Consider the following 25,997-nt stretch of genomic DNA (forward strand, 5'->3'; position numbering starts at 1 on the left):
AGCGGCACACTCATCTCTAAAATTGTCAGTCAGTCAAACAGATGAAATCATCGAATCACCTGCTTCAACGGTTGCGCACCGGTGCGAACGACTTGCAGAACCATGCAATTGACGAATTTCTGGCAGGCAGGCTATCGCGACGTGAACTGCTACGGGCAGGCAGCGTACTGGGCTTGTGGACACTGGGTGGCGCCATATCATTGACAACATCACAAGCCGTACGCGCCGCTGAAGTCGGGAATACGAACGCAACGATTCGTGTCGGTCACCCCATGCCGTCCGGGGCGATTGATCCACTTACTGCGTTCGACGTTGCCAGTCCGGCGCTGCTGAACCAGAGTGGCGAATACCTCATCAACGCAGATGGGGAGACGGCAATGTTGCACCCGGCGCTTGCTTTGTCCTGGCGCTCAAATACTGCGGGAGACGTGTGGACATTCAAGGTTCGACAAGGAGTTCGATTTCAGGACGGGCAGCCACTGACTGCGAAAGACGTTGCGGCGACTTTCAACCGGTTGACCGATCCTCATTCGGGCTCGGCCGCGCTCGCACTTCTACGTGGCGTTCTGTCGAAAGGCGGCACAGTCGCTCGGGACAATCAAACTATTGAGTTTCATCTTGACTCGCCGAACGGTTCTTTCCCGTGGTACGTGTCATCGGACACTGTCAATGCCGTGATACTCCCTGCGAACTTTCAGGGTCCGTACGAAAAATCGTTCATAGGAACCGGGCCGTATCGGCTGGAACGATATCAGCCGAGGCTTGGCGCCAGCTTCGTACGCAACGAATCATACTGGGGTCCGAAGGCTCGTACACCGCGCGTTGAGTTCAAATTCTACGGTGACTCGCAGGGTCAGCTACTCGCGATGCAGGGACGCCAGGTTGACGTGCTTACACGGTTCACGGTGCATGGAGGCCTGGCCCTGTTGCACGAGCTGGAGTTCAGGGTGATGGGTGCGCGGTCGAGCACGCATCGTCAGATTCACATGCGAACGGACCAGGGCGTGTTCAAGGACAAACGGGTCCGGCAGGCGCTTGCTCTGGTGCTTGACCGCGATACGATTGTTCGTGGACTTCTGCAAGGACGCGGCGTGGTTGCCAACGACCATCCATTTGCGCCGATGTTCGCGACATTCGATCCCTCGTTGAAACAGAAGACAAGAGATGTCGACGGCGCCAGGACGCGACTTGCAGCAGCGGGGCTTCCGAACGGCTTTTCCGCGACGCTCACGACCGAGGCATTTCTTGAAATGCCAGACCTTGCCGTCGTAGTTCAGAATGCCGCGAAAGATGCCGGCATCAATCTTTCACTTCGCGTTGAAGCGCAAGAGGCTTATTACGGCTCCGGGACTGCAGGGAAGTCTGATTGGCTGGATTCTCCGCTCGGGATGACCGATTACGCGCATCGTGGCGTACCTGACGCGTTTCTGCGCGGTCCTCTGATGAGCGGAGGCGCATGGAACGCGGCACGGTATGCCAATCCTCAATACGATTCGCTGGTCAAGCGCTACATTGGAACACTCGATGTAGCGGAACAAAAGCAGGTCGCGGGACAAATCGAGCGACTGCTTGCGGACGAAACGCCACTCATCATCCCGTATTTCGCCGATTCCCTGATTGTTACGCGTGCAGATGTATCCGGCGTGCGTGCCACGCCAATGGCCCAGCTCTATCTCGACCAGGCTCAGGTAGGTTAACCGACAGGCGGCGTCACAACGAGATCTGTCACCTGGTTGCGTGCGGCAAGGGGGCAACGCGTGAAGTACCTTCTGCGGTCGCTATTTCAAAGTGCGTAGATGATGCCGGCGAATATCGAGCCGAATAACGCCCATTTGACGACGTAATACGTCGGTCGATGCCACGCTTTCAGGCGCTTGCCGACCCGGCGTATCGCGTACACGTGTTTGAAGGCGCGGTTCAGGAAGCCAATGCGATCGCCGTCTTCGTTGGGTGAACTGGCCGCGCGCAACACGACGTTTGCAAACGCCCGGTTGAGCGCCGCCGCCCAGCGGAAATACATCGGCCGCTCGACATCGCAAAACAGCACGATACGAGAAACATCGGTTTCGTTCTTGGCGTAATGGATGTAGGTTTCATCGAACATGACGGCGTCGCCATCGCGCCAGAAATACGGGCAGCCGTCGACGCTGATGTAGCACTTGGGACTCGACGGCGTGACCAGGCCAAGGTGGTAGCGTACAGACCCTGCGTACGGGTCGCGATGCCGGACCAGGCTCGCTCCCGGCGGCAACTGCGCGAACATCGCAGCCTTGATGGTCGGAATGTCCTGCAGCAATCGCGTCGTGACCGGACACAACGATTGCGCCGAAGGATGCGGATCGCCATACCATTTCAGGTAGAACCGCCGCCAGCCGGTTTTAAAGAAGGAATTGAAGCCAATGTCGTTGTAGTTGGTGGCGGCGGATATTTTCTGTGTCGCATCGACGGCCAATGCCTCTTTGCGGATGCTTTCCCAGTTTGCTTTGAGTGGTGCAAGCTCGGGAAAATGCTTGAGGTCGATATAGGCCGTGGCTTTAAGAGGGGAAAACAGGTAGCACAGACCATTGATGGGAGCCAGGAACGTTGAATGGTCCGACAGTTGTCGCGCAAATGCGAAACGAACGTTACCTCGCTTGACCACATACGCGACACTTGAGAAAAACCACAAGATAAAAATCCAGCGCATTCCTGCTGCTCCAAAGAACATCTAGGTTACCAATATGCTTTGCGGGCTGCTTGAACGAAGGATATTAACTAGAAATTCGATAGTTTGCAGATTAGGTGGCGTGTGCAACTTAAACGCTGAAGGTAGCCGGGAGATTTGCCACGAATGCAAAAATAAAATGAGAATTTCAGAGTGAATTCTTCAGAAAAGATCTTATAAATGCGTGCATGCGCCTGACGATCTTAGTCTTTTTGATGACGCGGATCGCACCCACGCGAGGAGCGATGAGGTTCAGCGAGAACGCGGTTCGCGCGCGTCGTACCTGTTACGGCGTGCGTCTGCCACAGGCAGGGAAGTATCCTGCTCGAGAATACTCCCCGCAGCATCACTCTCATCGGGTATTGAGTTCCGCGATGAGCTGGCGGGGATTTGACTGATATACGGCGTCCAGGTCGGTAGCTACAGAGGATTTGGCGGCCACAAAATCGGTGCGTCGAAGAACCAGAAGTGCCACCAACGATGCTACGCCTGTTGCGACGAAAAAGTACAAGGGCGCTGTGATGTCTCCGGTTCGCTGAATCAGCCATGTGGAAATCATCGGAGCACTCCCTCCGAACACTGCGACGGGAACGTTGTAGGCAACGGCAATTCCGGTCGACCGCACACGGGTGGGAAGCAGTTCGCTCATTAGCGCGTAAGTGGATGAGGCATAGAGTCCGAAGAGCACCGCGACGCACATTAGCGGAGGGAGAAAGCTTGCGGGAGTTGCACCAGGCGCTGCCTTGAAGAGCCAGTACATCGCAACGGTGGCAAGGGTTCCGACGACCAGCAAGAATGGCTTCCGCCCAAACCGGTCGGTGAACATCCCGCCGAAAGGCATAACGATGGCCGATGCTGCGCTTGACATGAAGGCGTAAAGCAGGGTTGTCCCGCTGTTGAACTTGAGGACGTGAGACATGAATGTCGACGCGAAGGTCAGCACGAGATAGAAAATCGAGCTGTGCAAGGTGATGATGAAGAACACCAGCACGATGGCGCGCCGCCATTTGAAAACTTCCCGCAGGGGAGCCTTCGAGACGTTGTCGGATTCGGCCAGCGCGCGGAATTCAGGGCTGTCCTCAAGCTTGAGCCGGATGTACATCGAAACCAGTCCCATCGGTCCAGCCAGCAGGAATGGCAGTCTCCAACCCCACGCCAACATCGCGTCCGAACCAAGAACGTAGGTCATGCCATTGGCGACCGCGCCTCCGAGGACAAGCCCGAGTACGGCGGTGACCATGAGCCAACTCGTTGAGAAGCCGCGCCTGCCGGGCCCAGCATATTCGGAGATGAAACTGGTGATCGTCCCGATTTCGCCGCCAGCAGAGAAGCCCTGAACGCAGCGGATCAGTATGAGCATGATTGGGGCTGCGATCCCGATGGCTTCATAGTCGGGTAAAAATCCCAGCAGACATGTCGATCCCGCCATGAGCACCAGCACAGTTACCAGAGTCTTGCGGCGGCCAACCCGATCAGCCAGCGGGCCAAAAAAGAGCCCGCCTAGCGGTCTCAGGAAGAAGCTCAACGCGAACGCTGCGAAACTGCTCAGCAGGCTTGTCATAGGGTCGGCCGATACAAAGAATGCCTTCCCGATATAGGCTGCGAGAAAGCCATAGACGCCATAGTCGTACCACTCGATCAGATGGCCAGACGTTGCACCCAAGAATGCGCGGCGCCGTTGAACGCCCGTGTCTCCTACGTTCCTCATTTGCGTTCCTTAATCAGTCTGAATTAGAGCCGCTGATTCAAGCGGCGATGCCCAGTGCCGGCTTGTCCGATTCGAGCAGGGCGCGCAGTTCAGTTTTGGCAATTTTTCCATAACCGTTTTTGGGCAACTCCGGAACGAATACAAATCGCCTGGGCTTTTTGAACGAGGCCATCCGGCTCACGAACCAGGACAGCAGCGATTCCTCATCCTGTTGTGATTGCGGTCGGAGTGCAACGAATGCGACGACCACTTCGCCCCATTCAGGATCCCGTTGGCCGACAATCGCGACTTCCTTGACATCGGGATGAAGAGCGAGGACCTCCTCGACTTCGCGCGGATAGATGTTGCTGCCTCCCGATATAACGACGTCCTTCGAGCGATCGGTCAGTGTGAGAAGGCCATCTTCATCCAGGTATCCGATGTCGCCGGTGCGCAGCCAGCCATCCACGATTGCAGCATCGGTGGCCGGCTGATTGCGCCAGTAACCCTTCATCACAGTCCCGCCACGGACAGCAACCTCGCCGCGCACGCCCCAACCGGCTGGTTTACCCTTTTCCGACAGTACGCGAACCTCGACACAGGACTGCGCGTGTCCGACCGAGGTGACAAACCTCTTCCACTCGGGGTGCGATCGATCAGCGATGATGTCTTTCGCCAAGGCGGTAATCGTCATCGGCGATTCGCCTTGTCCGTAAATCTGGATGAACTTTGGCCCGATAATCGCTAACGCGCGCTCGAGGTCAGCGCGATACATGGGCGCGCCGCCAAGGATTATCGATCTGATACCGTCGCTCGCCAGGCCGTGACGCTCGACTGCATCCACGAGGCGCTTAACCATGGTCGGCGCGGCAAAGAACGAGACGTTTTGTATGACCGACGCGATGCTAAATACTTCGTCGGGATCGAAGCCCCGGCTCTCTGGTATGACGTGGCGTGCAGCTGTGCGTACGAAGATGAAGTTATAGAGGCCGGCACCATGGGACATTGGTGCGCAGTAGAGGATTGCGTCGTTTGATGTGACCGGCTCCACATCAACCGGATAGCAGAGAGACATGGCGGTCAGATTGCCGTGCGACAGCATCACTCCCTTGGATTTCCCCGTCGTACCCGATGTGTAGAATAGCCACGCAAGATCGCCCGGAGCGCGTGAGATGGGGCGTGCCAGTGGATCCGCGTCGCTGCGTGCCGGCAGCCCGGTCGCGTAGTCGACGGACGTGTTTTCCAGGCATCCGTCGACGAGGAGCGCGTCCCCGAAGATGTCACCGTCGTCGGTAAAGACGAGGCGGGCGCCGGCATCCCTGATGATCTCAGCCGCTTCTGCTGGATGCAGCTTGCAGTTGATTGGAACCACGACGGCCCCACACCACCAGATGCCGTATAGGAGCACGAGATAGTCCGTCGCGTTCTTCATGAAGACAGCCACCCGGTCTCCAGGCATGATGCCGTGGTCCGCCGCAAGGCGTCTACCGGCCTGTCGCGCTAGTGCGCGAAAGCCTGCGTAGTCGGCCACGAGATGCTCGCCCTGTAGCAATGCTGGGTTTCCCGGCTGACGATCTGCAGCGTCCGCGAGCCAGTTTGCGACATTCATTTCTAGGACCTCCGTGCCTGGAGGACGCTGGCGTAGTTCGCGACTGCCATCCCACCCATATTGAACACGAGTCCGAACTCTGCGCCCTTGGCGGGGACGCCAATCGGTGCGCCTGTAAGTTGCCTGAAGGCCAGCGCGTGCATGGATACGCCGGTCGCGCCAACCGGATGTCCCTTTGCTTTCAGGCCGCCCGACAGATTTACCGGGAGGCATCCGTCGGCGTACACCGTTCCCTCATCCAGCACCTTATAGCCCTGGCCTCGCGGCGCCAGGCCCATCGCTTCGTAGATAAGCAGTTCAGCGATGGTGAAGCAATCGTGAACTTCCGCGAAGTCGATGTCAGCGAGTGTGAGGTCTGCGTGTTGAAGCGCCGACGAAATGGCTCGTTGTGGACCTTCGAAGGCCAGTACGTCCCTTCCTGCCACCGGTAACATGTCGTTCACATGAGTGGCTGCCTTGATCTCGACCTCGCGGGAAAAGTCCCTTGCGCGATCCGCAGAGGCCAGGACAATCGCAGCGGCACCATCCGAGATGAGTGAACAATCCGTTAGCCGGAGAGGAGAGGCAATGATGGGATTGCTGTCCGAAACAGAGTTACAGTGCTCGACAGTCATCTCCCGATGCATCTGCGCGAGCGGATTTGTGAGTGCATTGGCGTGATTCTTCGCGGCTATCCGTGCCATGTCGTACATCGGATCGCGATAGCGCCCCCCGTACTGTTCGGCAGCAGATGCGAAGAGCTGAGGAAAGCTCTGGGATGCTTCATGAGGGTCGTTCTGGTAGCCAGCGCCGGCGAGGGCACGCGTGACGTGTTCCGTCGAATTGGCGGTCATTTTTTCAGCGCCCACGACGAGGACCAGTTTTGCTGCGCCCGAGCGAATCGCGTTGATGCCAGCGTGAATGGCGGCTGAACCGGATGCGCATGCGTTCTCGCAACGCGTCGCGGGCTTGAACCGGAGACCCTTATCGGCCTGCAACACCAGTGATGCTGGAAACCCGTCCGGTACCATTCCAGAGTTAAAGTGTCCAAGGAACACCGCATCGATCTCCACAGCATCGATGTGTCCGTCACGAAGCGCATCTCGCGCAACGCTTGCGATCAAATCTTCAAGTGTCTGGTCCTTTAACCTGCCAAACGGTGTATGAGCACTTGCGACAATCGATACTCCGTTACTCATTCGCGTGACCTCTATAGGCGTTGTTGGAGATTCGTCGTGTCTCCCGAAAGTCAGAGAGGCACCGCGCTGATCGTTATGGTCATGTTTGCCGTGGCCCTGACCAATCGGTAGCACCGGATCGAATGTATCTCTACGGAGTCACACGGGGCAGTCGTCGGACTACACTAGGGTTGGACCTGATTCGCCGTCTCATAAATTCGCATCATTATTCTGGCGGTAATTCATAATCCTTCGAGCTATGTGATGGCTGCGCGCGGAAGACCACGCCGTTCTTTACCACTGTCCAGCGGACATATCAATCGTCTGCAGGAGATCATCGAATCTGAAGCAGAACAGCCGGCAGTGAAGGACAGGGCGAGAATCGTCCTGGCATGCCTGCAGGGTGCAAGCAACAAGGAGGTGGCAGTGTCATTTGGGACCGGCGAACACACGGTATCCAAGTGGCGTACTCGTTTCCTGACCGCCGGTATTGAAGGCCTCCGGGACAAGCAGCGGTCTGGCGCCCCGAAAGTCATAAGCGGCCGGGTCTTGGCGCGACTGGCCGAAATCGGGACTCAATGTCCCGAGAACCGACCTGGCGCAGATGCAGCGGCGAGCCTGTTCGGTGTGTCCAGGTCAACCGTCGCCCGCGTCTGGAAACACGCTCGTGAGAACGCTGCGCCAGCGACGCCTCGTATTGATGCGTCGAGTGGACAGATTCGATTCGAGATTGTCGGCGCCTACTTCGACCGTAGTCTGAAGGTCATTGCGGTGAGCGAAGAACGGCTGTCCGGGCCGAGCCTGACAGAAGTGACTCATTCTCTTCCTGCTTCAGAGACTCGAATGCTGCCGGAAGTGGTCGGAACGCTGCTAGTGGCCGTTGCGCGAGTCGCGGCCACTACACGGCTGAACAAAGGAACGGACAGCATTCTGGCTTTTGTCGACGAAATGCGCGCTGTCTCCGGAGTTCGCACTGTGCATCTGCTCTGTTTTGGGGAGCGCGCGAGCTGGATGGCACATGTGACGCCCCGTGCGGATTCGCGGGGAGCAATGAGGGCGTATTCGTTCGATGCCAGCCCGTGGCAAGAGTCGTTTGAGCGGGCGCTCCGGGAGCATATGGAAGCCGACCGCATGTCGCGCGAAGTCATTGTCCCGTCAGAGCTCCTTGCGACGATGCGCGGCTACATGTCCGGCGATGACATGCTGCCGCCCCCCGAATGCTTCAGCTGGTCGCCGCGTCGGTCCGGGAACAGTACGCCGTCACGGGGCAAGCACAGCGACCGACGTGATACGGTGGCACGCGCGAAGGACGATGGGCAGGTTCGTCGCGGCAAGGACGTCGAGCTGGCCTTCTACATGGCGCCCGTCGGGTTACTGATATCCCGGCAGCGCGTCGTCGACAAATATAACCAGGCGTTTTGCGGGATGTTTGGGTACGCGATGGACGGTCTGGCAGGCAAATCACTTGAGCTACTTTACCCTTCGCGCGACGAGTTCGATCACGTTGGTGAGAGGGCGCTCGTGCTGATGCGGGACACGGGGTTTTATTCGGATGAGCGCATCATGAGACGTGTCGACGACAGTCTCTTCTGGTGCCACGTTTCCGGTCGAGCTATCGACCGGAGCGATCCGTTTGCAGCTGCTGTCTGGACGTTCGAAGACCTATCATCTGTCCGGCCTGTCACAACCGACCTCACGACGAGGGAGCGACAAATTGCACAGTTTCTGGTGAACGGCAAAAGCAGCAAGCAGGTCGCGAAGGACCTCAACATCAGTCACCGAACCGTTGAAGCGCACAGGGCGCGCTTGATGCGAAAGTACGGCGTCGGCACTACGAGTGAACTCATTGCGCATCTGATCGGCCGGCGAAGCAAATAGCCCGTTCTAGCGGCGTGCTTCAGTCCGCGCAACTGGCTGATATTAATGCGCCTGCTGCACCTTGAAGCAATCGTACGGCTTCTCCGGCTTCGAATATCTGTGTGCTCACAAATGCTCCGTTGATAAGCACAGCAAGCTGTCCCGCCAACATGTCCGGATCTACAACATTGAGCCGCGATGCGACGAGCTTCAATCGCTGACGCAATTCGCGCTTGTGCGCCGTCGAGACTTTCCTGGCCGGGTGGTCTGCCTCTGGGAATTCGGCCGCTACATTGAGTTGGGGGCAGCCACGGTAATCCGGTTGCCCGGCGCGCGAACCGATCCATTCCAGTTGAGCATCGAGTTCGCCCTTTGGGTCCTCAGCGAACTGGCTCGCGACGCGATCCCACGTTTCCCAGAAGCAGCGGTCCTCTCGTTCGAGAAAGGCAGCGACGAGGTCATCCTTGGTGCCAAAGTGGCGATACAGGCTCGTCTTCGCGACACCTGCTTTTTCGACGACCAAGTCGACACCGACGGCACGGACGCCCTGCCTGTAAAACAGGTCAGACGCGGTTTCCAGGATCTTTTTCTTCACATCAATCCCGGCCTGATCTGCACGGCCGACTGCGATTCTGGACATGCTGCAATAGCTTCCGTGAGATATCGAAAAACTGATTTTAACATACACTCGCTTGACGCGATACTGACCTGTCTGTAGCATTCAAACAGACAGGTCAGTATCGTTAAAGAGGATTAAGGATGACTCAAGCCGTAAGCAAGCCCGTTGTTGCAGTGTTCGGAGCCACCGGCCACACCGGTCGGTTCGTTGTCGCAGAACTGTTGCGGCGCAACATGACGCCTGTCGCCATCGCGCGAAATGCCCAGGTGTTGGAGGGGACAGATTTCGGTTCGCCCGAGGTAATCCGTAGGCACGCATCTGTCGACGATGCAGCATCACTCGATAAGGCATTTGAAGGTGCTCAGGCGGTGATCAACTGCGCCGGCCCATTCGCTGACACAGCGCGAGCCGTCGCCGAAGCGGCGTTGCGAGCCAAGGCGCACTACGTCGACGTCTGCGCTGAGCAAGGCGCGGCGAAAAACACCCTGGACATGTTCAATGAGGCTGCACGTAAGGCCGGTGTCGTCGTCGTCCCGTCGGTAGCGTTTTACGGTGGACTAGCGGATCTGCTGGCCTCCGCCGCCTTGGGGGACTGGGATGCCGCCGACACGATCGAGATCATGATCGGGCTCGACAGCTGGCATCCGACGCGTGGCACGCGTATCACGGTGGACCGAAAGGCTGTCGGAAACCTCGTTGTCTCCGGCGGTAAGCTCGTGCCAGGAGAACAACCCCAGCAGAAGCAGTGGGATTTTGGGGAGCCGCTTGGCGACCAGACGCTCGTGGAAGTTCCTTTCAGCGAGCCCATCCTGATTTCCCGGCACATCCGGGCCAATGAAGTTCGCAACTACCTCAGCCAGATCGCTGTTCAAGACGTTCTGAACTCGACCACGCCAACACCGAAGGCCGTCGATGATCAGGGACGCTCGTCCCAGCGCTTCGTGATCGATGTCGTTGTGACGCGTGACGACGAACAACGTGGCGTGAGCGTTTACGGGCACGATATCTATGCGGCCTCCGCGCCGCTGGTATGCGAGGCGGTGACGCGCCTGCTTCGTGGCGAATTTGCGGCTGGGGGCACGTATACCCCGGGCGAAATCTTTGACGCCCGCGACTTCCTTGTCTCGGTCGATCTTGGTTACTCGGCAACGGAAAATCACAGCGACGTGATGGCCTGACAGGACGGAAAGCGACGTCAGGCACTTGAACCGCCTGACGTCTGTTCTGAGTGCGATCACCGAAGCTTGAATCAGCCACAGTGATCAAGCGATGCACGCAGCGTGCGCGGAGAATGTCTATGAGTGATCAGCAAGACTACATACCGCCCAAGGTATGGACGTGGGCGAAGCCCAACGGCGGAACATTTGCGGACACTAACCGGCCCGTCGCTGGCGCAACGCACGAAAGGGAACTGCCTGTAGGGCGCCATCCACTTCAGCTCTATTCTCTGGGCACGCCGAATGGTGTGAAGGTCACCATCATGCTGGAAGAGTTGCTCGAGCGTGGACATACCGGTGCAGAGTATGATGCGTGGCTCATTGAGATCAAGAAGGGAGATCAGTTCGGCAGCGGATTCGTCGCTGTCAATCCGAACTCCAAGATTCCCGCATTGGTCGATCAGAGCCTGACCGAACCTCTCTCCGTTTTCGAAACGGGTTCCATCCTCGTCTACCTCGCCGAAAAATTCGGCGAATTCCTCCCAAAGGACATTGCAGGGCGTACCGACGTTCTGAACTGGCTGTTCTGGCAGGTTGGCAGCACTCCCTACTTCGGCGGCGGCTTCACGCATTTCTATTCCTATGCACCTGTCAAGATCGAGTACGCCATCGACCGGTTTGCAATGGAAATGAAGCGCCAGCTTGACGTGCTTGATCGCAGGCTTGCTGACCGGCAGTACATCGCGGGCCACGACTACAGCATTGCCGACATGGCTATCTTCCCGTGGTACGGCGGCCTTGTGATGGGTTTGTACGACACAGCAGGCGAGTTTCTTTCGGTCCATGAGTACGGGAACGTCGTTCGCTGGGCGGAAGAAATCGCTGCGCGGCCTGCGGTGCAGCGTGGGCGAATGGTGAACCGGACGTGGGGTGACGATCTTACCAGGCAACTGCCAGAGCGTCACGATCCGACAGATTTTCTGACTAAAACAAAGGACAAGCTTCCAGGCTAGTGTTCGTCAAAGGTGGTCGTCATGAAGATATTTTTTTGGATGAGCGGACTCGCCCTTGCGGTCACCGTTCCACTCACATCGATGGCTCAAGTGGTCCAGCATGCTCCCGGAGTCGAAGCACTTGCAGTCGATTACGCGGCACAGGGTACAACCGGGTCCGGTAGCCAGGCGCACGACGAGCTGCAGAGTGATTCGAATCTGAACAGCGTTGGCGCTGCGCTAAAGCGTTCATACGGCTCAGACGCGCCAGGGGCGATTCAGGCGGGTAGACCTCGCGAAATGACCGTCAGCACATATTCTGCGCCGATTCGAGTGATCGGCCGTTGATTTTCGTCCGTATGCGATGAAGGAGCAAACATGAGCAAGGTGATGATGTACAGCAGGCAGATCTGTCCTTATTGCGACAGGGCTGAGCGCCTGCTGCGAGCACGTGGAGTGGAGCAGATCGAGAAGGTAATGATCGACACGGATGCGGGGCAACGTGAGCAGATGATGGCACGCACGGGGCGTCGCACTGTACCTCAGATTTATATCGGGGAAACGCACGTCGGAGGGTTCGACGATCTTGCTGCACTTGATCGTGAGGGCGGGCTAGCAAGGCTGCTCGAAAGATCGGCTTGAGCACCGGGATCGGAACATATCGATGGTGTCGAGCATTTGGATTTATGCATTGTCGACCGTTCAGAAGGCGCTCACTATAGGCAGGTTCGTTGCCGTGTCGTGACTAACCCAACTTAAGAGAGAACGCACATGTACTACCAGGCCATATTGCAAATCACACACGCCCTGAAGACTGTCGATGCGTTGCTTGACAAGGCACAACGCTACGCCGACGAGAAGAATTTCGACGTCAACGTGCTGATGGATGGCCGTCTGGCGCCTGACATGAAGCCGCTTGTTTACCAGATTCAGAGCGCGTGCGACTACGTGAAGGCTGGCGCGGCCTGGCTATCTGGACAGAAGCCGCCGGTCCACGAAGACAACGAGCAGACAATCGATGAAGTGCGTGCTCGTATCCGGAAAACCGTAGAGTTCGCGAAAAGCGTTACGGAGGAACAGTACGCGAATGCAAGCGAACAGAAGGTGAAAATGTCGTGGGCCCCGGGCAAGGTCATTGAAGGGCAGGTTTACCTTTTGCAAATGACTATTCCAAACGTCTACTTTCACATCTGTATGGCGTATGCAATCCTACGTCAGAACGGTGTTGACGTTGGAAAGATGGATTTTCTCGGGCAGATCGATTTCGTCAATGCATGATCGGTGGCCTCTGCATTAACCAATCATCTAGCGATACTTGAGACGGTCCGAGTGGCGTCAGACCGAGGGAAAATCGAGGATAGCAGCAGACACTGCACCTTAAACTTATAGGGATGTTCAGACCATGAACGAACTAATCAAGCAAGTTAGTGACGCGTCCTTTGAACAGGATGTTGTCAAATCGGATAAACCGGTCCTGCTGGATTTCTGGGCAGAGTGGTGTGGCCCATGCAAGATGACTGCGCCGGTTCTCGATGAAGTGGCGCAGGTCTACGGAAACCGGTTGCAGGTTGCCAAGCTGAATGTGGACGAGCACCAGGCCACACCGGTCAAGTTCGGTATTCGCGGGATCCCGACATTGATCCTCTTCAAGAATGGTGCCGTGGTTGGACAGAAGGTCGGCGCTCTCACCAAATCGCAGTTGACAGCTTTCCTTGACAGCAATCTGTGATGTAGTCCCCAGGCGTTACGCTGTGGCTGCCAAGCGACGCAATGATGTCTGGGGTTCTTTGCAAGAAACTCGGTCCCGAAGTGCAGGCTACAAACAATCTCGAGCGATTGACATGCCGACGACTGGGATGCCGGCGCTTCCACGTCACGACCGATTGCCCGATGGTTCGGCTCAGTTTCAAATCGTGAATGAAATCAATATCGATGTGATCCACAAGGCACTTGCCAATCCAGTTCGCCGGAACATTCTAGGCTGGCTGCGCTCGCCGCAAGCCTACTTTCAAGATCAAGAATTTCCACTGGATTTTGGTGTTTGTGCGAAAAGCATTGATCGACGCTGTGGTCTCGCGCAGTCGACAGTGTCGGAACACCTCAAGACGCTACTAAGCGCTAACCTCATAACGTCCAGACGCATTAGCCAATGCGTGTTTTTCAATCGCAACGAATCCGTGATCCAGGCGTTTCTGAAACACGCCCACGCTAAACTTTGAGGGTCTGAGACGCGCTGGACGAGAGCGACGCGATTGCCAAGCCAAAATATAGTCCATTACGGACCTTCAATCCGGTGCGGCTGGATACTCCGGATTGCACTTCACATACTGGCGCGCCAGTTTTCAGATGAACCACATGGTCGTAGATCGTCTAACGCATCCGACTTCGCACCTTCGACTGAAGACCCATGGCCCGAACCTCTCACGCGCGAAAGGTAATCAACGTTTCAGCGTTGCGCGCTTTCCGCGCGACTAGGACGGGGCTAGGCCTTCACGCCTGACGAGATATTCGCGGCCTTCGTTGAGAATCTCATCCGAGAGTAGCGGATCAACTTCTACGACCGCACGCGAAAGCAGCAGCGTACCGAGCATCTGGCTGAACAAGGTTATCGCTTTGCTGCGACCGGCTTCGCTGATCTCCTCTGTCTGTTCAATGACCTTGGCGAGTCGTTCCAAATTCGTCGCGAGACCCTCGGCGTAAGCGCGGTGCGCCAAGTCGCCCAACCGGCGCACGTCGCCGACAAAGCCAGACCAGGGACAACCAGCATCGATGTTCGCGCGATGGTCCGGCGAAAGGTACCATTGAATAAATTGCTTGACGGGATCGACGTCGGCCGACCTGGCGCTTTCAAAAAGGCCGGCAAAGCCTTGTATTCCGTCTTTCATCGCCTTCTCCATCACTGCATCGATTAGCGCGTCCTTTGATTTGAAGTGGTTGTAGAAGCCCCCGTGCGTAAAGCCGGCCGTCTTCATCAGCTCTGTCAGCCCAACTGCATCAACACCTCGTTCGCGAAACAGCCTCTCGGCGGTTGTCACGATGGCGTGTCTGTTTTCAACCGCCTGCTGCCTGGAAACCCCCATTTTTACCCTCTCGTCGGAGACCATCGAGCTGCTAGGTTTCTCTCGCCGAAAATACAACGTTGATCATCATTGATATTGTAAAGCAGCACGGATCGAATATGCGAGCACATGGACGGTGGCAACTGATGAACTTGCTAACTTTTCGATGAAAAGCTATCTGAGCGATCTCGCCTGGAGCGTCGCCCAGTGGCTCGCCTTATTCGCGCGTCATCAGACACAAAAAGTCGTCCATTCCGCACAGCGACTCGTGCCGATCGCACGCTTTTCGGTATGCACCGGCGCCCATGGCCTTTGTGTGCCCTCGGCAGCGTTATAGCAAAATCTTCGTTTCATCGGTACAACCTCGCAATGGCCGCTCCCATCGAGAGTTCCGCGACGACAAAATTTCGTCCCGATGCGGTGGCATCCGTCGGTCATGCTCTTCGGCTGTTGTGCGTGCGGCTAACATCTTTGGCACGATTGCCACACCAAGATTCAGTTTCACTTGCGGACGCGGTCTTCCTTGCAAGGGAAGTTGACGAGGCAACGGGTTTGAGAATCGCCAGGGAGATTCGCAAATGTGCAGATCAGCTGTCCGCTCGTCTAGACCGTCGGAGCGTTGGGCGTGCTCAGTAAGCGGCATGAAGAGGCGCTGTCGGACTTCGCATCTGGTGTGTCCGATGCGTCGAGTAACCTATGGCTGGACGTCGCCAAGCGAGAACTGACTGCCAGTATGCTTTCAGCGACGTGCCTGTCGAGACACCATGCCCCGACTCGTTTGAGCGAAGTGAAGGTGCCGATCAGTTGCGCGACGAGCTGAGACGGTGAGGGAGCATTGCGGGGCTCGTCGTCATGTACGGCGGCGCGAATGATAATGTTGTGCAGGCGGCTGAGATTTGCGCCGTTTTCATTTGGTGATCCGACATTAAACTCGACGAGAACATCTGATGCGTGCGGAAGCGCACATTCTCCTAGTGCAGACTTGGTATATCTCCATTTGTTGGTTACTTTTCGACGATTGCACTATATTGGTTTGAGAGTTCGAGGGCCGCCTGTCGTGTTGGCATCGCGCGAGCGGTAACTGCGTATTAATAAAAACGTAAGCTGGGAGAGCGCGATGAAGCCGCGTGGGAAGTACGCCTTGATTGCGGGTTTTGTAGGTTTCGCATTAACACTAGTCGAACACATCGCCGCAACCTACATCACGCACGAATTTGTTCTTCCGCTCTCGCATCATCAGCTCACGATTGTAGCTATCGTCTCATTGATATTTGCCCTGATCGGTTGGTATCTCGGCGGAGAATCGCATACTCCGCCTGCTTCTCCGCCGGCAGCGAACTCCTCCGCAAGTCCAGATGTGAGAGTAACCCGGCTAGCCGCTCTGTGCTCGAAGGTGTACGTACTCGGCCATAACGGCACCGTGAAGATTCGCGATCTGCTATCGATTGGAAGCGTAACGGATATACGGGGACCCACTGGAGGCAACCCTGAAGAACGCCAGAAGGATGTGGCCAGAAATCGAAGGAGGAGTAATGACTCAAACTCCGATAATCAATCATAAGGCCGTCGTGGAACGGTTTCTTGCGTTGATTGATCCAAGAGCATCGACGAAAGCCCTTCATCTGGAAGGAGCATCGAAACTTGGTAAATCACATCTCGTTGGAACAATATTTCGAGAAATTGCTGAATCGAGGAATATCCCAAATGCACTCATCGATCTTCGAGTGAACTTTCTGAGCTATGTCGACATCCTTAATGAAATTGCCGATCAACTCGGATCCGACAACTTTACACACTTCAAACCGGATCCGCCAACCTACACGATAAACGTCACCAAGATCGGGGTGATCGGTACCACTGACACGATCATTCCAGAGTTCGGTGATCGCCCTCGTGAGAACGACCCGTATCGCCTTGCGCTTCGAATGTGCCGCGACTTAAAGAGATTTCCGGGTCAGCAGGCGATCATTATGTTTGATCAAGTCGAAGAGGCGTCACCTGAGCTGCAGCAGTGGATGCGCTACGTGCTTGAGGTATTCGGAAGGTGCCCTGGATTAAGGTTCGCTTTTGCGGGTACATTTAAGAGTTCGGGTCGTCAGCCTGGCGCGTTTCCAGAGCGATTTAAGGCGAAATTGGAGTCCTATTGGTTGAAAGAGGTGGGCAGTAGAAACAACGTCGAAGAATATATCCGCTATTGTCAGCTAAGAAATCATCGCATCGAAGGGACGGATCTGATCGCGATCGCAGATTTGTCAAACTTCGTCCCTGGTCAGTTCGTAGAGTTTGTTGAGCTATGGGAGCGCAATCATGGCAGGCTATGACAATGACCGCGATCGTTTAGACTCGGGGGAGCATAAGGAATCCCGCGCGCCATCGGGATACGACGATCTAAGCGAAACCGCCGAACTTGCGGAGAAGCTAATTAGGACCGTATCGCCCGAAGTTCAGGATATAGCGCGAAACTGCGCGATACTCCACTGGTTTGACAAGGATGTACTTTCAGCAGCCGCTATGTCGCAAGGCGTTCCGGTTGATATAACAGTCGAAGAGATATCCAGACTCCCATTCGTGGAGCGTCTGCCGTTTGGTCTGGCGTACCACGGCAAGACTCGAAAGGCATTATTGAAAAAGTATGCGAAGGAACGTTCATCAGAGTTTTCATCATTCGCCTCTGTCGTGGCGAGGGCTTACGAACGACGAACCGATCAAAGCATCGCTTTCGCAGAAAGACTGTATTGTTTGTTTATTGCTGGCGACGAGGAAGCCGCGACTAAGGTAAGAGATGCTGCGCTCAAGTCAGCTGCGCAACGACAGGATTGGCAATTCTTCGCATCTATCCTGGATTTGCAGGGTGAGGCAGAGTCGCTCGCATTCGTCAAGCCCGCTGAAGTGACGGCGCACGTCTGGATCGCTCGCGGAGTAGTGGCGAAATTACGTAAAGATCTTGACGGCGCGATCAACGCTTTCAACGCTGCACTGGAACTGTCGTCCGATCAGCCAGCGGCTCTAATAAATCGCGGCCTCACATTTAGAATGCAGGGCAAGCCAGACAAAGCGCTGTCAGACCTCACGGCAGCCATTGATCTGAAACCTGACGAACCCGCAGCTTTTTGCGGTCGAGGTTTGGTGTGGAAGGACAAAAAAGATTCTGAACGGGCACTTGACGACTTTGGACGATGTTTGCAGCTCAAAGCTGACTATCTCCCCGCTCTCATCAATCGAGGCTTACTCTTCCGTTCTCTAGCGGATCCTGAAAAGGCTATCAACGATTTAATCGCTGCCACACTTATTGCTCCGCAAAATCCTGATGTCAGCTACAACTTGGCACTGGCGTACTATGATCTCGGGCAATTGACCGAGGCTAGAAACTCTCTTGACAAAACGATCAAGCTCGCGCCGTCGCCTGACGCGTACAATATTAGGGCGGCCATTTACCGCTGGCTTGACCTTCCACGCAGGGCCGTGCAGGACGCACAGCGGGCATTGTCTTTTGCACCCGACGACGTCACGGCAAAAATGAACCTGGCTGGAGCGATGGTTGAAGGTGGTCAAACTCCCAAAGGCCTTCAAATTATCCGCGAGCTATTAGATTCCCTGGACGAAAGTGAGACGTATGGACTCGCTGCACTGAACGCGGTCGCTGGCAAACGTAGCGTCGCAATCGAATTGCTAAAGCAGTGCGCTGATCTGGACGTGAGATGGCTACAAAGCGATCCGGATTTCAGGGGTTTACATAGCGAGCCGGAGTTTCAAGCCATTGCGGATCTCGGATCTTCAGGTGCGTGGCGGCCGAGAAGTAGCACGAAACGATGAAGCGACATGACAAGCCGCACCGCCGCGCGAGTCACTATTTCATCACTTCATTTAATGTTGTTCACGGAGGCGCGCTAACGTTGGCTTACTCGAAGAGTTCTGCGTGCGGCAGGACGCGCATCGTTTTTTTCGGACGGCCGGCTATATTCGCTGGAAAATGAATGTGGTCGGTGCGTCCTCCCTGCGAGTGTTGCCACTTGTGCGTTCGAATGACAGGGCGCCAACAACGAAGAACGAAGCAGAAGACCGCTTCCGCGAGCTGTCCCGTCTACTATCAGATCGTCGATATGCAGATGGGCACTGCGCGCCAACGTGTGGACGGGCCGGATGCCTAAAACCCCGATGATCCGCGTTAAACAGTAGCGGCGGGGAGGTATACAGCGGAATTGCTGTTCAAATAGAAAGTTAGGCGGAAAAGGAGAATGCAATGTTTATTAGTGTCGCGAAGGACATAGCCACGCTCTTGGCAGCTCTGGCCGCTCTTCTCTACTTCGGGTACAAGGTTTTCGCCGGTTGGTTGCTCCTGAATTTGACTGTCAACATCGAATCTGAGCGCCAAGCACTGTCCGGCGAGGACGATCATCTAGTCGTGAAAATTGCTTTGGCGAAGGGAAAAGTCGATTCGGTCCGTCTCCTGGCAGCAGAGTTGCAGCTAACAACTCCAGAGCGAAGCGATATCACACCGGTGACCCGCATGATTGGATCGATGGAGAGATTGCGATTCCCGCTTGGCGAACGAGCACAATGGAACGAGCGGGATTCTGGTAATCCAACGTTAACGCTCTCCACGGAAGAAACCATGAATCTCTGTGAGCACTTCCGGGTCATGTCTGGAATTGTCTACCGTATCGAAGTCGTTGTGCAAGGTGACAGGTTTCGCGATCGATTGCTTCCTTCCCTGTCACAATGGCGAGGCGCAGCTATAGCGCTGCCAACAAAGTTCGCAGAAATGTGATCTAACATTGCCTCCACGCAAAAGTGTCGACTGCAGGTGAAGTCAGTGTCCTAAGACCACTTACTCGATTTCAGCATCGCGGATCGATGGCGAAGCGCAGGTCATGCAGATCTCGCTGGGCTCGACGAACCTCACATACACCCAGCAAGGGTACAAAGCTACGTTTCGAGTCGTCGCAAGGCATGCACTACACGGCCCGACGCTCGTCCGTCACGCGCTCGACTCGCTGCACATGAAGCGTATCGCCGTGGTAGACGAGTCAACGACGTACGGACAAGGTCTCGCCGACGAATTCATCAAGGCCGCTTCGTGGCGATGGCGCGTGCACCGACAAGAAGTTGAGCCTAGCGGGGAGCGCAATCGGCAACGTTGTATGTTCCGAGGCGGGGCTTGCATTGTCAAAATGCCGAACGGGCAGGAATTCGACTGGCGTTATACCGCGCTACAAGGTGCCGATCGATACATACGCTCCGTTCGCTTATGACACCGTCTACGTAATCTACGGCGCGATAAAAAGGACAAATTCAACCGGTCGCGTGAAGATACTTGCCGCGATGCCTGTACCGCAATATGACGGGCTAATCGGGAAGATTGCGTGCGACCCGCACTGCGACCCAGAAGGTGCCGCGATCACGATCTATCAATTCACGGACAAGAAGATAGTGATGAACGTTATTCGAATGTGGGTCAGCTCGGAGGAGCGATTGCCGTCGGGCTACGACCCTCGTCAGTTTTAAAGGTGCTCTTTTTGGATCCTTGCGAGAAGAAGGCGAACCGGGCGCCGACAAGTCGGCGCCCGTTCATGCATAAACCCAGTCCTTCGCGTGAGACTGCGGCGTACTAGTCAGACAATTTCGAGTGCCAACGCAATGCCTTGTCCGCCACCGATACAGAGCGTCACAACGCCGCGCTTCAGGCCGTCACGGCGCATCGAATGAATGAGCCGAGTGGCAAGTATTGCCCCTGTCGCGCCAATAGGGTGACCATGCGCGATCGCGCCGCCTTCGACGTTGATGATGTCGTGGGGGATACCAAGTTTTTGCGAAACTGCGAGCGGTACAGCAGCAAACGCTTCGTTGATCTCGATGCGCTCGACATCGCTTAACTTCCAGCCGGCGCGCTCAAGCGCAATCGGAACTGCCGGCACAGGGCCGAGGCCGAACATGCCAGGCTCGACGGCCGCGACACCAAACGAAACGAGACGCGCGGAAGATTCGAGTCCGTGCGTGTCCGCATAGTCACGCGCTGCCACAATCATGGCCGCAGCTCCACTATTGAGTCCGGGCGCGTTACCGGCCGTGATCGTGCCATCGGGGCGAAAGGCGGGACGCAATTTCGCGAGGGTCTCGACTTTGGTGTCAGGCCGGGGCTGCTCGTCGCGTGCGAACTCCGTTGTTCCCTTGCGCCCCTTGACTTCGACTGAGACCAGTTCTGCAGCGAATACGCCGCGCTCCTGGGCGGCGACAAAGCGTTGCTGGGAACGTGCAGCCCACTCGTCCTGCACGACTCGCGTCAGCGCGGCCTTCGTCGCAACGTCTTCGGTGTGCCAACCGGAGTGCTCGTCGGAAAAAGCATCAACGAGTCCATCGCGCAACATACTGTCGTGCATCTGCACATTGCCCATACGGCTGCCCCAGCGGCCGCTTTCCAGCAGATACGGCGCCCGGTCCATATTCTCCATCCCGCCTGCAATGGCTACGTCGCCGAACCCGAGCGCAATCTCTTGCGCTGCCGACACAATCGCTTGTGCGCCTGATCCACACACGCGATTCACCGTCAACGCTGGCACTGGTATGGGTACGCCGCCTCCCATTGCTGCTTGTCGCGCCGGATTCATCTTGTTACCCGCCTGGATTACATTTCCCATCACCACCGAGGACAAGTCTTTGACGTTCAGCCCACTGCGCCGCAAAGTTTCACGTATCACGACCGATCCAAGCTCCGTCGCAGGTACGTCCTTCAAAGATCCGCCAAATGCGCCGATTGGCGTTCTGACGGGGTACGCAATCACTATTTCACGAGCATTCATCGCAACTCCTCTGATTGAAGTACTGTGCATCGTTCAGGCGACTTTCATACGTGGACCGCTCACACTCCTATTCCAGCAGACTGATCTGTGGCGAGGGCCAGGCGCAGCAGCGGGGCGTTGGCCACGTCAGGCAGCGTGGATATTTCTGTCAGCATGCGCTCGACGATCGATGCCTGAGGAAGTACCGTGCCAAAGAATCGTGTCGCTTCCGAGTCTTGAATGAGCATGGTCGGGAAATTTTCAACGTCGAGGTCGTCGAAGCGGTCCGCATGGTCTTCAACGTCGAGCCATACGAAGCACATATTGGGGTGTACCTCTGCCAACCTGTCGAATCCTTCCCGGAATTCGCGACAGGTTCCGCACCAGTCGGCGCACAGGCAGGCGACAAAGACAGCGTCGGGCGTTTTGAGCCGCGCGGCGATTTTTTCCGAATCGGTGGCGGGATTCAATGCAGGCATGACGTTTTCAAAAGATCGTTTTCAGAAGAACTTCGCGGTAGGGACGTTTCAGTCGGGCATTCTTGAACGGGGGCATTCCGTCAAAGGCAGCCGTGACCAGGTCACTGGTCCAGAAGATCAATCTAGATTGCATCTGGCTCCCCTCCCATGAAATCGTGTCCCGAAACGAGGACAAGTCTTCCGTTTGACCGAGAGCCCCATTGAGCGCCCTCCAAGGTCAAAAGGGCCTCTTTCGCCGGCAGACCGCCAGCGAATCCTGTCAACTGTCCAGAAGACCCTATGACGCGATGACACGGTGCAATGATCGAGACCGGGTTACGACCGTTTGCAGCGCCTACAGCCCGGACGGCGCTCGGTTGGCCAATCTGTTTGGCGATATCGCCGTAGGTGCGGGTTTCGCCATACGGGATACTGAGAAGGGCGCTCCACACCTTTTTCTGGAACTCCGTGCCGGAGAAGTCCAGCGCCAAATCGAATCTCTCACGCGTTCCTGCGAAATACTCCGTCAGCTGACGCTCTGCGTTCGTAAGGATGGAGTCGTCTTTCGCCTCGCGCATCGGGCCGAGCCGGACTCGTCCCGGTCGCTCGTTCTCCCATAGTATGGCGGTCAGAGCTGGACCTTTCGCCACTAGTGTAAGGACGCCGACAGGCGAGGCGATCCGCTTGTAGAGGTGGTACATGTTCGCGTCAATTCCAGATTCGGGCTCGTCGGCTGGCTAACGCGCCATACGCGTGAGGCACCGCCGGCGAAGAGTGTTCACGATTTTCGATTCCTAATAGCGAGATTTCTGCACAAGATTCATGCGAGCAGTATTCTGTGCATCGATCTTTCTGGCACTCATCCGATCACTGACGAGCTTTTTGCATACTAGCAGACAGTCATGAAATAAGTATTTGGATGTCGATTATTATCCTGAACATTTCTATCTCATGCGTCGCTTGCAAATATCCCGGCAGCGGGGTTGATCCGCTCCACCAATACGCGCGAGTCCATTCGCAATCGAGGCTGGGCAAGCAGGGCATGCTGGTTCATCATCCCTGAGAATTTTCAATCCGATTTAATTCCGTCCGCGTAGTCACGCCTATAGGTGAAAATATGTCAAAAATGAAGCAAAAGCTGTTTGCAGGATTCTTTGCCGCAGGTTCGATGGTGGTTGCATTCTCCGCAGGCGCGCAGGTTTCGACCAGCGGCTACGTTCTACCTATGAACCTGGCGCTCCAGGGCGCGCTCGAAGCGGTCCAGACATGTGCCGCAAAGGGCTACGACGTCACGGCGACCGTGGTCGATGTCGCTGGAACCCCCCAGGTCGTGTTGCGGGGCGACCACGCCACGATTCACACGAAAGACACGGCTTACAGGAAGGCGTACACGATCGTGACCATGGGCCCAATCTTCCATCTCGATGTTACGAGCCAGTTTCTCGACACACTCGCGAAATACCCCCCGTTGGCTGCGCAAGGGCTGGCAGCCACCCCGAACGTACTTGCGTTACCCGGGGGCGCGGCAATCAAGGTACACGACGAAATCGTCGCAGGCATCGGCGTCGGCGGTTCACCGGGCGGCGACAAGGATGAAGCTTGCGCGAAGGCTGGAGTAGCCAAAATTCAGGCCGGCTTGCCTCACTGAGCGAGGTGCACACCGGTAGCGCGCAATGGTGACGAGGCTGACACTAAACATGAAAAGCGCAGGATCGAGAGGAATAGTTCGCCGTTTGGCAGAAATGTAGTACGCTGCCGCGACTTGTCAATCTGCATCCGCTCTTCGCCCATCGGGGCGGGAAACGCCAGTTGCGACCTGTGCGATGGGTCGAACGAGCGCCCTCAACGTTCGCCCTCAACTGCAGCACCACAGCCAGTGCGCATGTCGGGGGTATCAAGGACGCATGTGGGCAACTGCACGGAGCGGCTTCCGCAGCTTCCCGGGGGCGGCAGGATGGAGGCGCAGCCCAAAGAGCGGATGCGCGGAGGATGGCCACGACCAAGATGTCTTGCGAGATGAACATGCAGCCGTTTGTTGTTGAAGTCGGATTTAAATGTCCCGCCTGCGGTGAGCTTTCACAGAACACCGTGCGCCTTCCTGAGCCGCGATGGGATGGCCTTACGCAGCTTTCCCAATCGTCTGGAACAACGGACGTCGAGCTTCGATGTAATCATTGTCATCGTACATTCGACGCGACAGCTACCTACAGCGGCGTCGATGCATTGGTCGCGCTTGATGATTTTCCTGAGACGCGTGTTCAGGCAGGAGCTGCCGGATATTTGATGTCATTTGATACTGACTGGTGGGCGCACACAGAGGCTCCGGCAAATCCTCACCGGATCTTCCTCGATTCGTACCATCACGTCGGTGACATACTCGCGGACCACGGAGGGGCGGACGGTACCAGTCTGATTAACCGGATGGTCTTCGTCCAACAGTTTGGGGCTTTGGAGGCGTACCTCGGCGACACGCTCGTCAAACAAGTAATGGCAGACACGGGGGCGGTCCGGAAGCTGCTGCGTTCCGACAGGACCTTGATGACGCGAAGTTTCGGACTTGCAGATGTGCTCGACGAACCTGACATCGTCCGGCGGGAAGTTAAAAGCTACCTGAAGAGCCTGCTATATCACCGCCTGGATCAGGCGAGTTCACTGTATCAGAACGTGCTCGATATCAATATCTGGCCGTCACCCACGGTTCGGGCAGAGTTATTCAAGGCTGTCGCATACAGGCATGACTGTGTCCACAGGAACGGCTACGATCTTGAAGGCACGAAGCTGAACATTTTCACCAAGGGGTGGGTTCAAAATATTGCTGATGCGACGAAATCGGTCGCGGACTGCATCGAAGGTCAGCTGTAGCCTCTTGGTGCGGAAGCGGCGCCGCGCGATTGACCCTCGCGGGCACCGTCGACCGTTCCGAAGCGTCTCTATCGCACAGTTGGCAACCGCTGCGGTGATCAATCTAAGATTGTGCACGTGCCGCTTATTACTGCACGCGTGATACCGGCTCGATCTCCGACCACTCTTGATCCGTGAAAAGTCGCGACCGTGTCAAGAATCGCAATCCTTCACCGCCATCGAGCGAAAATGCTCCGCCGCGTCCCGGAACAGCATCGATGATCAGTTGCGTATGCTCCCAATATTCGAACTGGGCGGCGCTCATATAGAACGGGCAACCGTCGATCTCGCCCAATTGCACGTCAGATCCACCAATCAGGAATTCGCCCTTTGGATAGCACATCGGCGAACTGCCGTCGCAACAACCACTGGACTGGTGAAAAATAAGTGGGCCATATTTGCCACGCAGCGTGCCGATTAGCTCTTGTGCGGTCGGCGTGACGGTCACGCGAGGGGTACTCATGATCGAAATCTCCTTCGGCGGCAGGCTCACACAGTAGTGCGCCCGCCGCTCGACTCTCAGGTCCTTCGCTGGTGAGCGTGCCCTTCAGCGCGTCCGCGCAGCGGCGACGGCCGCAAATTCAGAAGAAGCCAAGCTTCTTGGGGCTATAGCTCACCAGCAGATTCTTCGTTTGCTGGTAGTGATCCAGCGCTGCCTTGCACATCTCGCGACCGATGCCCGATTGCTTGTAACCACCAAATGCAGCATGGGCGGGATACAGGTTGTAGCAGTTCGTCCAGACTCGGCCTGCCTTGATAGCGCGGCCCATGCGATAACAGGTGTTGGCGTCTCGCGACCACACACCTGCGCCGAGCCCATAGAGTGTATCGTTTGCGATCGCCAGCGCGTCGTCAGCATCCTTGATGGTGGTGACGGCGACAACGGGGCCAAAAATTTCCTCCTGGAACACCCGCATGCGATTGTGTCCCTTGAGGACAGTCGGCTGCACGTAGTATCCGTTGCTGAGATCGCCGGACAGATCCTTCCGGTTCTCGCCACTCAGCACCTGCGCACCTTCGC

At 56.4% G+C, this 25,997-nt stretch carries 23 protein-coding genes and 1 pseudogene; 13 read left to right on the forward strand and 11 right to left on the reverse strand.

The window, feature by feature from the left end:
- Positions 1–41: 41 nt before the first annotated feature.
- Positions 42–1,697, forward strand: a complete 1,656-nt coding sequence (locus C2L65_RS35500) for an ABC transporter substrate-binding protein (protein WP_103254625.1) — start codon at positions 42–44, stop codon at positions 1,695–1,697.
- A gap of 86 nt (positions 1,698–1,783) precedes the next feature.
- Here the strand turns inward: C2L65_RS35500 and C2L65_RS35505 are convergent, their stop codons facing one another.
- The 4 genes from C2L65_RS35505 to C2L65_RS35520 form a co-directional block, all read right to left on the reverse strand.
- Complete coding sequence (locus tag C2L65_RS35505) at positions 1,784–2,686, reverse strand: aspartyl/asparaginyl beta-hydroxylase domain-containing protein (RefSeq protein ID WP_103254666.1); 903 nt, start codon at positions 2,684–2,686, stop codon at positions 1,784–1,786.
- 370 nt (positions 2,687–3,056) lie between these two features.
- Entirely contained in the window at positions 3,057–4,412 is a 1,356-nt protein-coding gene (locus tag C2L65_RS35510) for an MFS transporter (protein ID WP_081921081.1), read from the reverse strand.
- A gap of 37 nt (positions 4,413–4,449) precedes the next feature.
- Positions 4,450–6,000 carry a class I adenylate-forming enzyme family protein gene (locus tag C2L65_RS35515; protein ID WP_042309660.1) on the reverse strand — a complete coding sequence of 517 codons (1,551 nt, stop codon included), beginning with the start codon at positions 5,998–6,000 and terminating at the stop codon, positions 4,450–4,452.
- A gap of 2 nt (positions 6,001–6,002) precedes the next feature.
- Entirely contained in the window at positions 6,003–7,178 is a 1,176-nt protein-coding gene (locus tag C2L65_RS35520) for an acetyl-CoA acetyltransferase (protein WP_042309658.1), read from the reverse strand.
- A 243-nt stretch (positions 7,179–7,421) separates the two neighbouring features.
- Here C2L65_RS35520 and C2L65_RS35525 point away from each other — a divergent pair, with 243 nt between their 5' ends.
- Positions 7,422–9,035, forward strand: a complete 1,614-nt coding sequence (locus C2L65_RS35525) for a LuxR C-terminal-related transcriptional regulator (protein WP_081921079.1) — start codon at positions 7,422–7,424, stop codon at positions 9,033–9,035.
- A gap of 19 nt (positions 9,036–9,054) precedes the next feature.
- Here C2L65_RS35525 and C2L65_RS35530 read toward each other — a convergent pair whose 3' ends face one another.
- Entirely contained in the window at positions 9,055–9,654 is a 600-nt protein-coding gene (locus tag C2L65_RS35530) for a TetR/AcrR family transcriptional regulator (RefSeq protein ID WP_042309656.1), read from the reverse strand.
- 119 nt (positions 9,655–9,773) lie between these two features.
- Here C2L65_RS35530 and C2L65_RS35535 point away from each other — a divergent pair, with 119 nt between their 5' ends.
- The 6 genes from C2L65_RS35535 (at position 9,774) to C2L65_RS35565 (ending at position 14,001) form a co-directional block, all read left to right on the forward strand.
- Positions 9,774–10,811, forward strand: a complete 1,038-nt coding sequence (locus C2L65_RS35535; RefSeq protein WP_042309654.1) for a saccharopine dehydrogenase family protein — start codon at positions 9,774–9,776, stop codon at positions 10,809–10,811.
- A gap of 119 nt (positions 10,812–10,930) precedes the next feature.
- The gene (gene yghU / locus C2L65_RS35540; protein WP_042309679.1) at positions 10,931–11,803 is read left to right on the forward strand and encodes a glutathione-dependent disulfide-bond oxidoreductase; all 873 of its coding nucleotides are present in this window, start codon (positions 10,931–10,933) and stop codon (positions 11,801–11,803) included.
- 357 nt (positions 11,804–12,160) lie between these two features.
- The gene (gene grxC, locus C2L65_RS35550) at positions 12,161–12,424 is read left to right on the forward strand and encodes a glutaredoxin 3 (protein ID WP_042309650.1); all 264 of its coding nucleotides are present in this window, start codon (positions 12,161–12,163) and stop codon (positions 12,422–12,424) included.
- A 129-nt stretch (positions 12,425–12,553) separates the two neighbouring features.
- Entirely contained in the window at positions 12,554–13,060 is a 507-nt protein-coding gene (locus C2L65_RS35555; RefSeq protein WP_042309648.1) for a DUF1993 domain-containing protein, read from the forward strand.
- A 124-nt stretch (positions 13,061–13,184) separates the two neighbouring features.
- A complete protein-coding gene (trxA, locus tag C2L65_RS35560; RefSeq protein ID WP_042309647.1) occupies positions 13,185–13,511 on the forward strand; it encodes a thioredoxin TrxA in 327 nt (108 codons plus the stop codon).
- Positions 13,512–13,704: 193 nt separating this feature from the next.
- Complete coding sequence (locus C2L65_RS35565) at positions 13,705–14,001, forward strand: ArsR/SmtB family transcription factor (RefSeq protein ID WP_233446728.1); 297 nt, start codon at positions 13,705–13,707, stop codon at positions 13,999–14,001.
- Positions 14,002–14,253: 252 nt separating this feature from the next.
- On the opposite strand, the gene C2L65_RS35570 is transcribed toward C2L65_RS35565, so the two are convergent.
- The gene (locus tag C2L65_RS35570; RefSeq protein WP_042309676.1) at positions 14,254–14,862 is read right to left on the reverse strand and encodes a TetR/AcrR family transcriptional regulator; all 609 of its coding nucleotides are present in this window, start codon (positions 14,860–14,862) and stop codon (positions 14,254–14,256) included.
- Between the two features lie 1,511 nt (positions 14,863–16,373).
- Between C2L65_RS35570 and C2L65_RS35575 the strand changes: the two genes are divergently transcribed.
- The 3 genes from C2L65_RS35575 (at position 16,374) to C2L65_RS35590 (ending at position 19,609) form a co-directional block, all read left to right on the forward strand.
- Positions 16,374–17,162, forward strand: coding sequence for a hypothetical protein (locus tag C2L65_RS35575; protein WP_156132322.1), 789 nt, complete (start codon positions 16,374–16,376; stop codon positions 17,160–17,162).
- Positions 17,149–18,654 carry a tetratricopeptide repeat protein gene (locus C2L65_RS35580; RefSeq protein ID WP_042309643.1) on the forward strand — a complete coding sequence of 502 codons (1,506 nt, stop codon included), beginning with the start codon at positions 17,149–17,151 and terminating at the stop codon, positions 18,652–18,654. Before C2L65_RS35575 ends, C2L65_RS35580 begins: the two co-directional genes overlap by 14 nt.
- A gap of 427 nt (positions 18,655–19,081) precedes the next feature.
- A complete protein-coding gene (locus tag C2L65_RS35590; protein WP_042309641.1) occupies positions 19,082–19,609 on the forward strand; it encodes a hypothetical protein in 528 nt (175 codons plus the stop codon).
- Between the two features lie 844 nt (positions 19,610–20,453).
- Here C2L65_RS35590 and C2L65_RS35600 read toward each other — a convergent pair.
- From C2L65_RS35600 to C2L65_RS35610, 3 genes are all read right to left on the reverse strand, one after another.
- On the reverse strand, positions 20,454–21,638 hold the full coding sequence (locus tag C2L65_RS35600) for a thiolase family protein (RefSeq protein ID WP_042309640.1): 1,185 nt from the start codon (positions 21,636–21,638) through the stop codon (positions 20,454–20,456).
- Positions 21,639–21,697: 59 nt separating this feature from the next.
- The gene (locus C2L65_RS35605) at positions 21,698–22,096 is read right to left on the reverse strand and encodes a thioredoxin family protein (RefSeq protein ID WP_042309638.1); all 399 of its coding nucleotides are present in this window, start codon (positions 22,094–22,096) and stop codon (positions 21,698–21,700) included.
- Positions 22,097–22,218: 122 nt separating this feature from the next.
- Positions 22,219–22,776: a methylated-DNA--[protein]-cysteine S-methyltransferase gene (locus C2L65_RS35610; RefSeq protein ID WP_042309637.1), complete on the reverse strand. Its 558-nt coding sequence runs from the start codon at positions 22,774–22,776 to the stop codon at positions 22,219–22,221.
- A gap of 416 nt (positions 22,777–23,192) precedes the next feature.
- Between C2L65_RS35610 and C2L65_RS35615 the strand changes: the two genes are divergently transcribed.
- Together C2L65_RS35615 and C2L65_RS35620 are read left to right on the forward strand one after the other, a co-directional pair.
- Positions 23,193–23,723, forward strand: coding sequence for a GlcG/HbpS family heme-binding protein (locus C2L65_RS35615; protein WP_052426905.1), 531 nt, complete (start codon positions 23,193–23,195; stop codon positions 23,721–23,723).
- Positions 23,724–24,064: 341 nt separating this feature from the next.
- Positions 24,065–24,937, forward strand: a complete 873-nt coding sequence (locus C2L65_RS35620; RefSeq protein ID WP_156132321.1) for a hypothetical protein — start codon at positions 24,065–24,067, stop codon at positions 24,935–24,937.
- 127 nt (positions 24,938–25,064) lie between these two features.
- On the opposite strand, the gene C2L65_RS35625 is transcribed toward C2L65_RS35620, so the two are convergent.
- Entirely contained in the window at positions 25,065–25,439 is a 375-nt protein-coding gene (locus C2L65_RS35625; RefSeq protein WP_042309670.1) for a DUF779 domain-containing protein, read from the reverse strand.
- 118 nt (positions 25,440–25,557) lie between these two features.
- Positions 25,558–25,995 (reverse strand): annotated as a pseudogene (gene adh / locus C2L65_RS35630) (aldehyde dehydrogenase); the annotation flags it as partial.
- Positions 25,996–25,997: the final 2 nt, after the last annotated feature.

The organism is Paraburkholderia terrae, assembly GCF_002902925.1.
GTDB lineage: Bacteria > Pseudomonadota > Gammaproteobacteria > Burkholderiales > Burkholderiaceae > Paraburkholderia > Paraburkholderia terrae.

Excerpts from the sequence above, each read along its gene's own strand:
- yghU (WP_042309679.1), top strand. The coding sequence starts at position 10,931 with ATGAGTGATCAGCAAGACTACATACCGCCCAAGGTATGGACGTGGGCG.
- C2L65_RS35615 (WP_052426905.1), top strand. The coding sequence starts at position 23,193 with ATGTCAAAAATGAAGCAAAAGCTGTTTGCAGGATTCTTTGCCGCAGGT.
- C2L65_RS35510 (WP_081921081.1), bottom strand. The coding sequence starts at position 4,412 with ATGAGGAACGTAGGAGACACGGGCGTTCAACGGCGCCGCGCATTCTTG.
- C2L65_RS35530 (WP_042309656.1), bottom strand. The coding sequence starts at position 9,654 with ATGTCCAGAATCGCAGTCGGCCGTGCAGATCAGGCCGGGATTGATGTG.
- C2L65_RS35570 (WP_042309676.1), bottom strand. The coding sequence starts at position 14,862 with ATGGGGGTTTCCAGGCAGCAGGCGGTTGAAAACAGACACGCCATCGTG.
- C2L65_RS35625 (WP_042309670.1), bottom strand. The coding sequence starts at position 25,439 with ATGAGTACCCCTCGCGTGACCGTCACGCCGACCGCACAAGAGCTAATC.
- C2L65_RS35525 (WP_081921079.1), top strand. The coding sequence starts at position 7,422 with ATGGCTGCGCGCGGAAGACCACGCCGTTCTTTACCACTGTCCAGCGGA.
- trxA (WP_042309647.1), top strand. The coding sequence starts at position 13,185 with ATGAACGAACTAATCAAGCAAGTTAGTGACGCGTCCTTTGAACAGGAT.
- grxC (WP_042309650.1), top strand. The coding sequence starts at position 12,161 with ATGAGCAAGGTGATGATGTACAGCAGGCAGATCTGTCCTTATTGCGAC.
- C2L65_RS35535 (WP_042309654.1), top strand. The coding sequence starts at position 9,774 with ATGACTCAAGCCGTAAGCAAGCCCGTTGTTGCAGTGTTCGGAGCCACC.
- C2L65_RS35520 (WP_042309658.1), bottom strand. The coding sequence starts at position 7,178 with ATGAGTAACGGAGTATCGATTGTCGCAAGTGCTCATACACCGTTTGGC.
- C2L65_RS35605 (WP_042309638.1), bottom strand. The coding sequence starts at position 22,096 with ATGCCTGCATTGAATCCCGCCACCGATTCGGAAAAAATCGCCGCGCGG.
- C2L65_RS35600 (WP_042309640.1), bottom strand. The coding sequence starts at position 21,638 with ATGAATGCTCGTGAAATAGTGATTGCGTACCCCGTCAGAACGCCAATC.
- C2L65_RS35500 (WP_103254625.1), top strand. The coding sequence starts at position 42 with ATGAAATCATCGAATCACCTGCTTCAACGGTTGCGCACCGGTGCGAAC.
- C2L65_RS35580 (WP_042309643.1), top strand. The coding sequence starts at position 17,149 with ATGGCAGGCTATGACAATGACCGCGATCGTTTAGACTCGGGGGAGCAT.
- C2L65_RS35555 (WP_042309648.1), top strand. The coding sequence starts at position 12,554 with ATGTACTACCAGGCCATATTGCAAATCACACACGCCCTGAAGACTGTC.
- C2L65_RS35590 (WP_042309641.1), top strand. The coding sequence starts at position 19,082 with ATGTTTATTAGTGTCGCGAAGGACATAGCCACGCTCTTGGCAGCTCTG.
- C2L65_RS35505 (WP_103254666.1), bottom strand. The coding sequence starts at position 2,686 with ATGCGCTGGATTTTTATCTTGTGGTTTTTCTCAAGTGTCGCGTATGTG.
- C2L65_RS35515 (WP_042309660.1), bottom strand. The coding sequence starts at position 6,000 with ATGAATGTCGCAAACTGGCTCGCGGACGCTGCAGATCGTCAGCCGGGA.
- C2L65_RS35575 (WP_156132322.1), top strand. The coding sequence starts at position 16,374 with ATGACTCAAACTCCGATAATCAATCATAAGGCCGTCGTGGAACGGTTT.
- C2L65_RS35610 (WP_042309637.1), bottom strand. The coding sequence starts at position 22,776 with ATGTACCACCTCTACAAGCGGATCGCCTCGCCTGTCGGCGTCCTTACA.
- C2L65_RS35620 (WP_156132321.1), top strand. The coding sequence starts at position 24,065 with ATGGCCACGACCAAGATGTCTTGCGAGATGAACATGCAGCCGTTTGTT.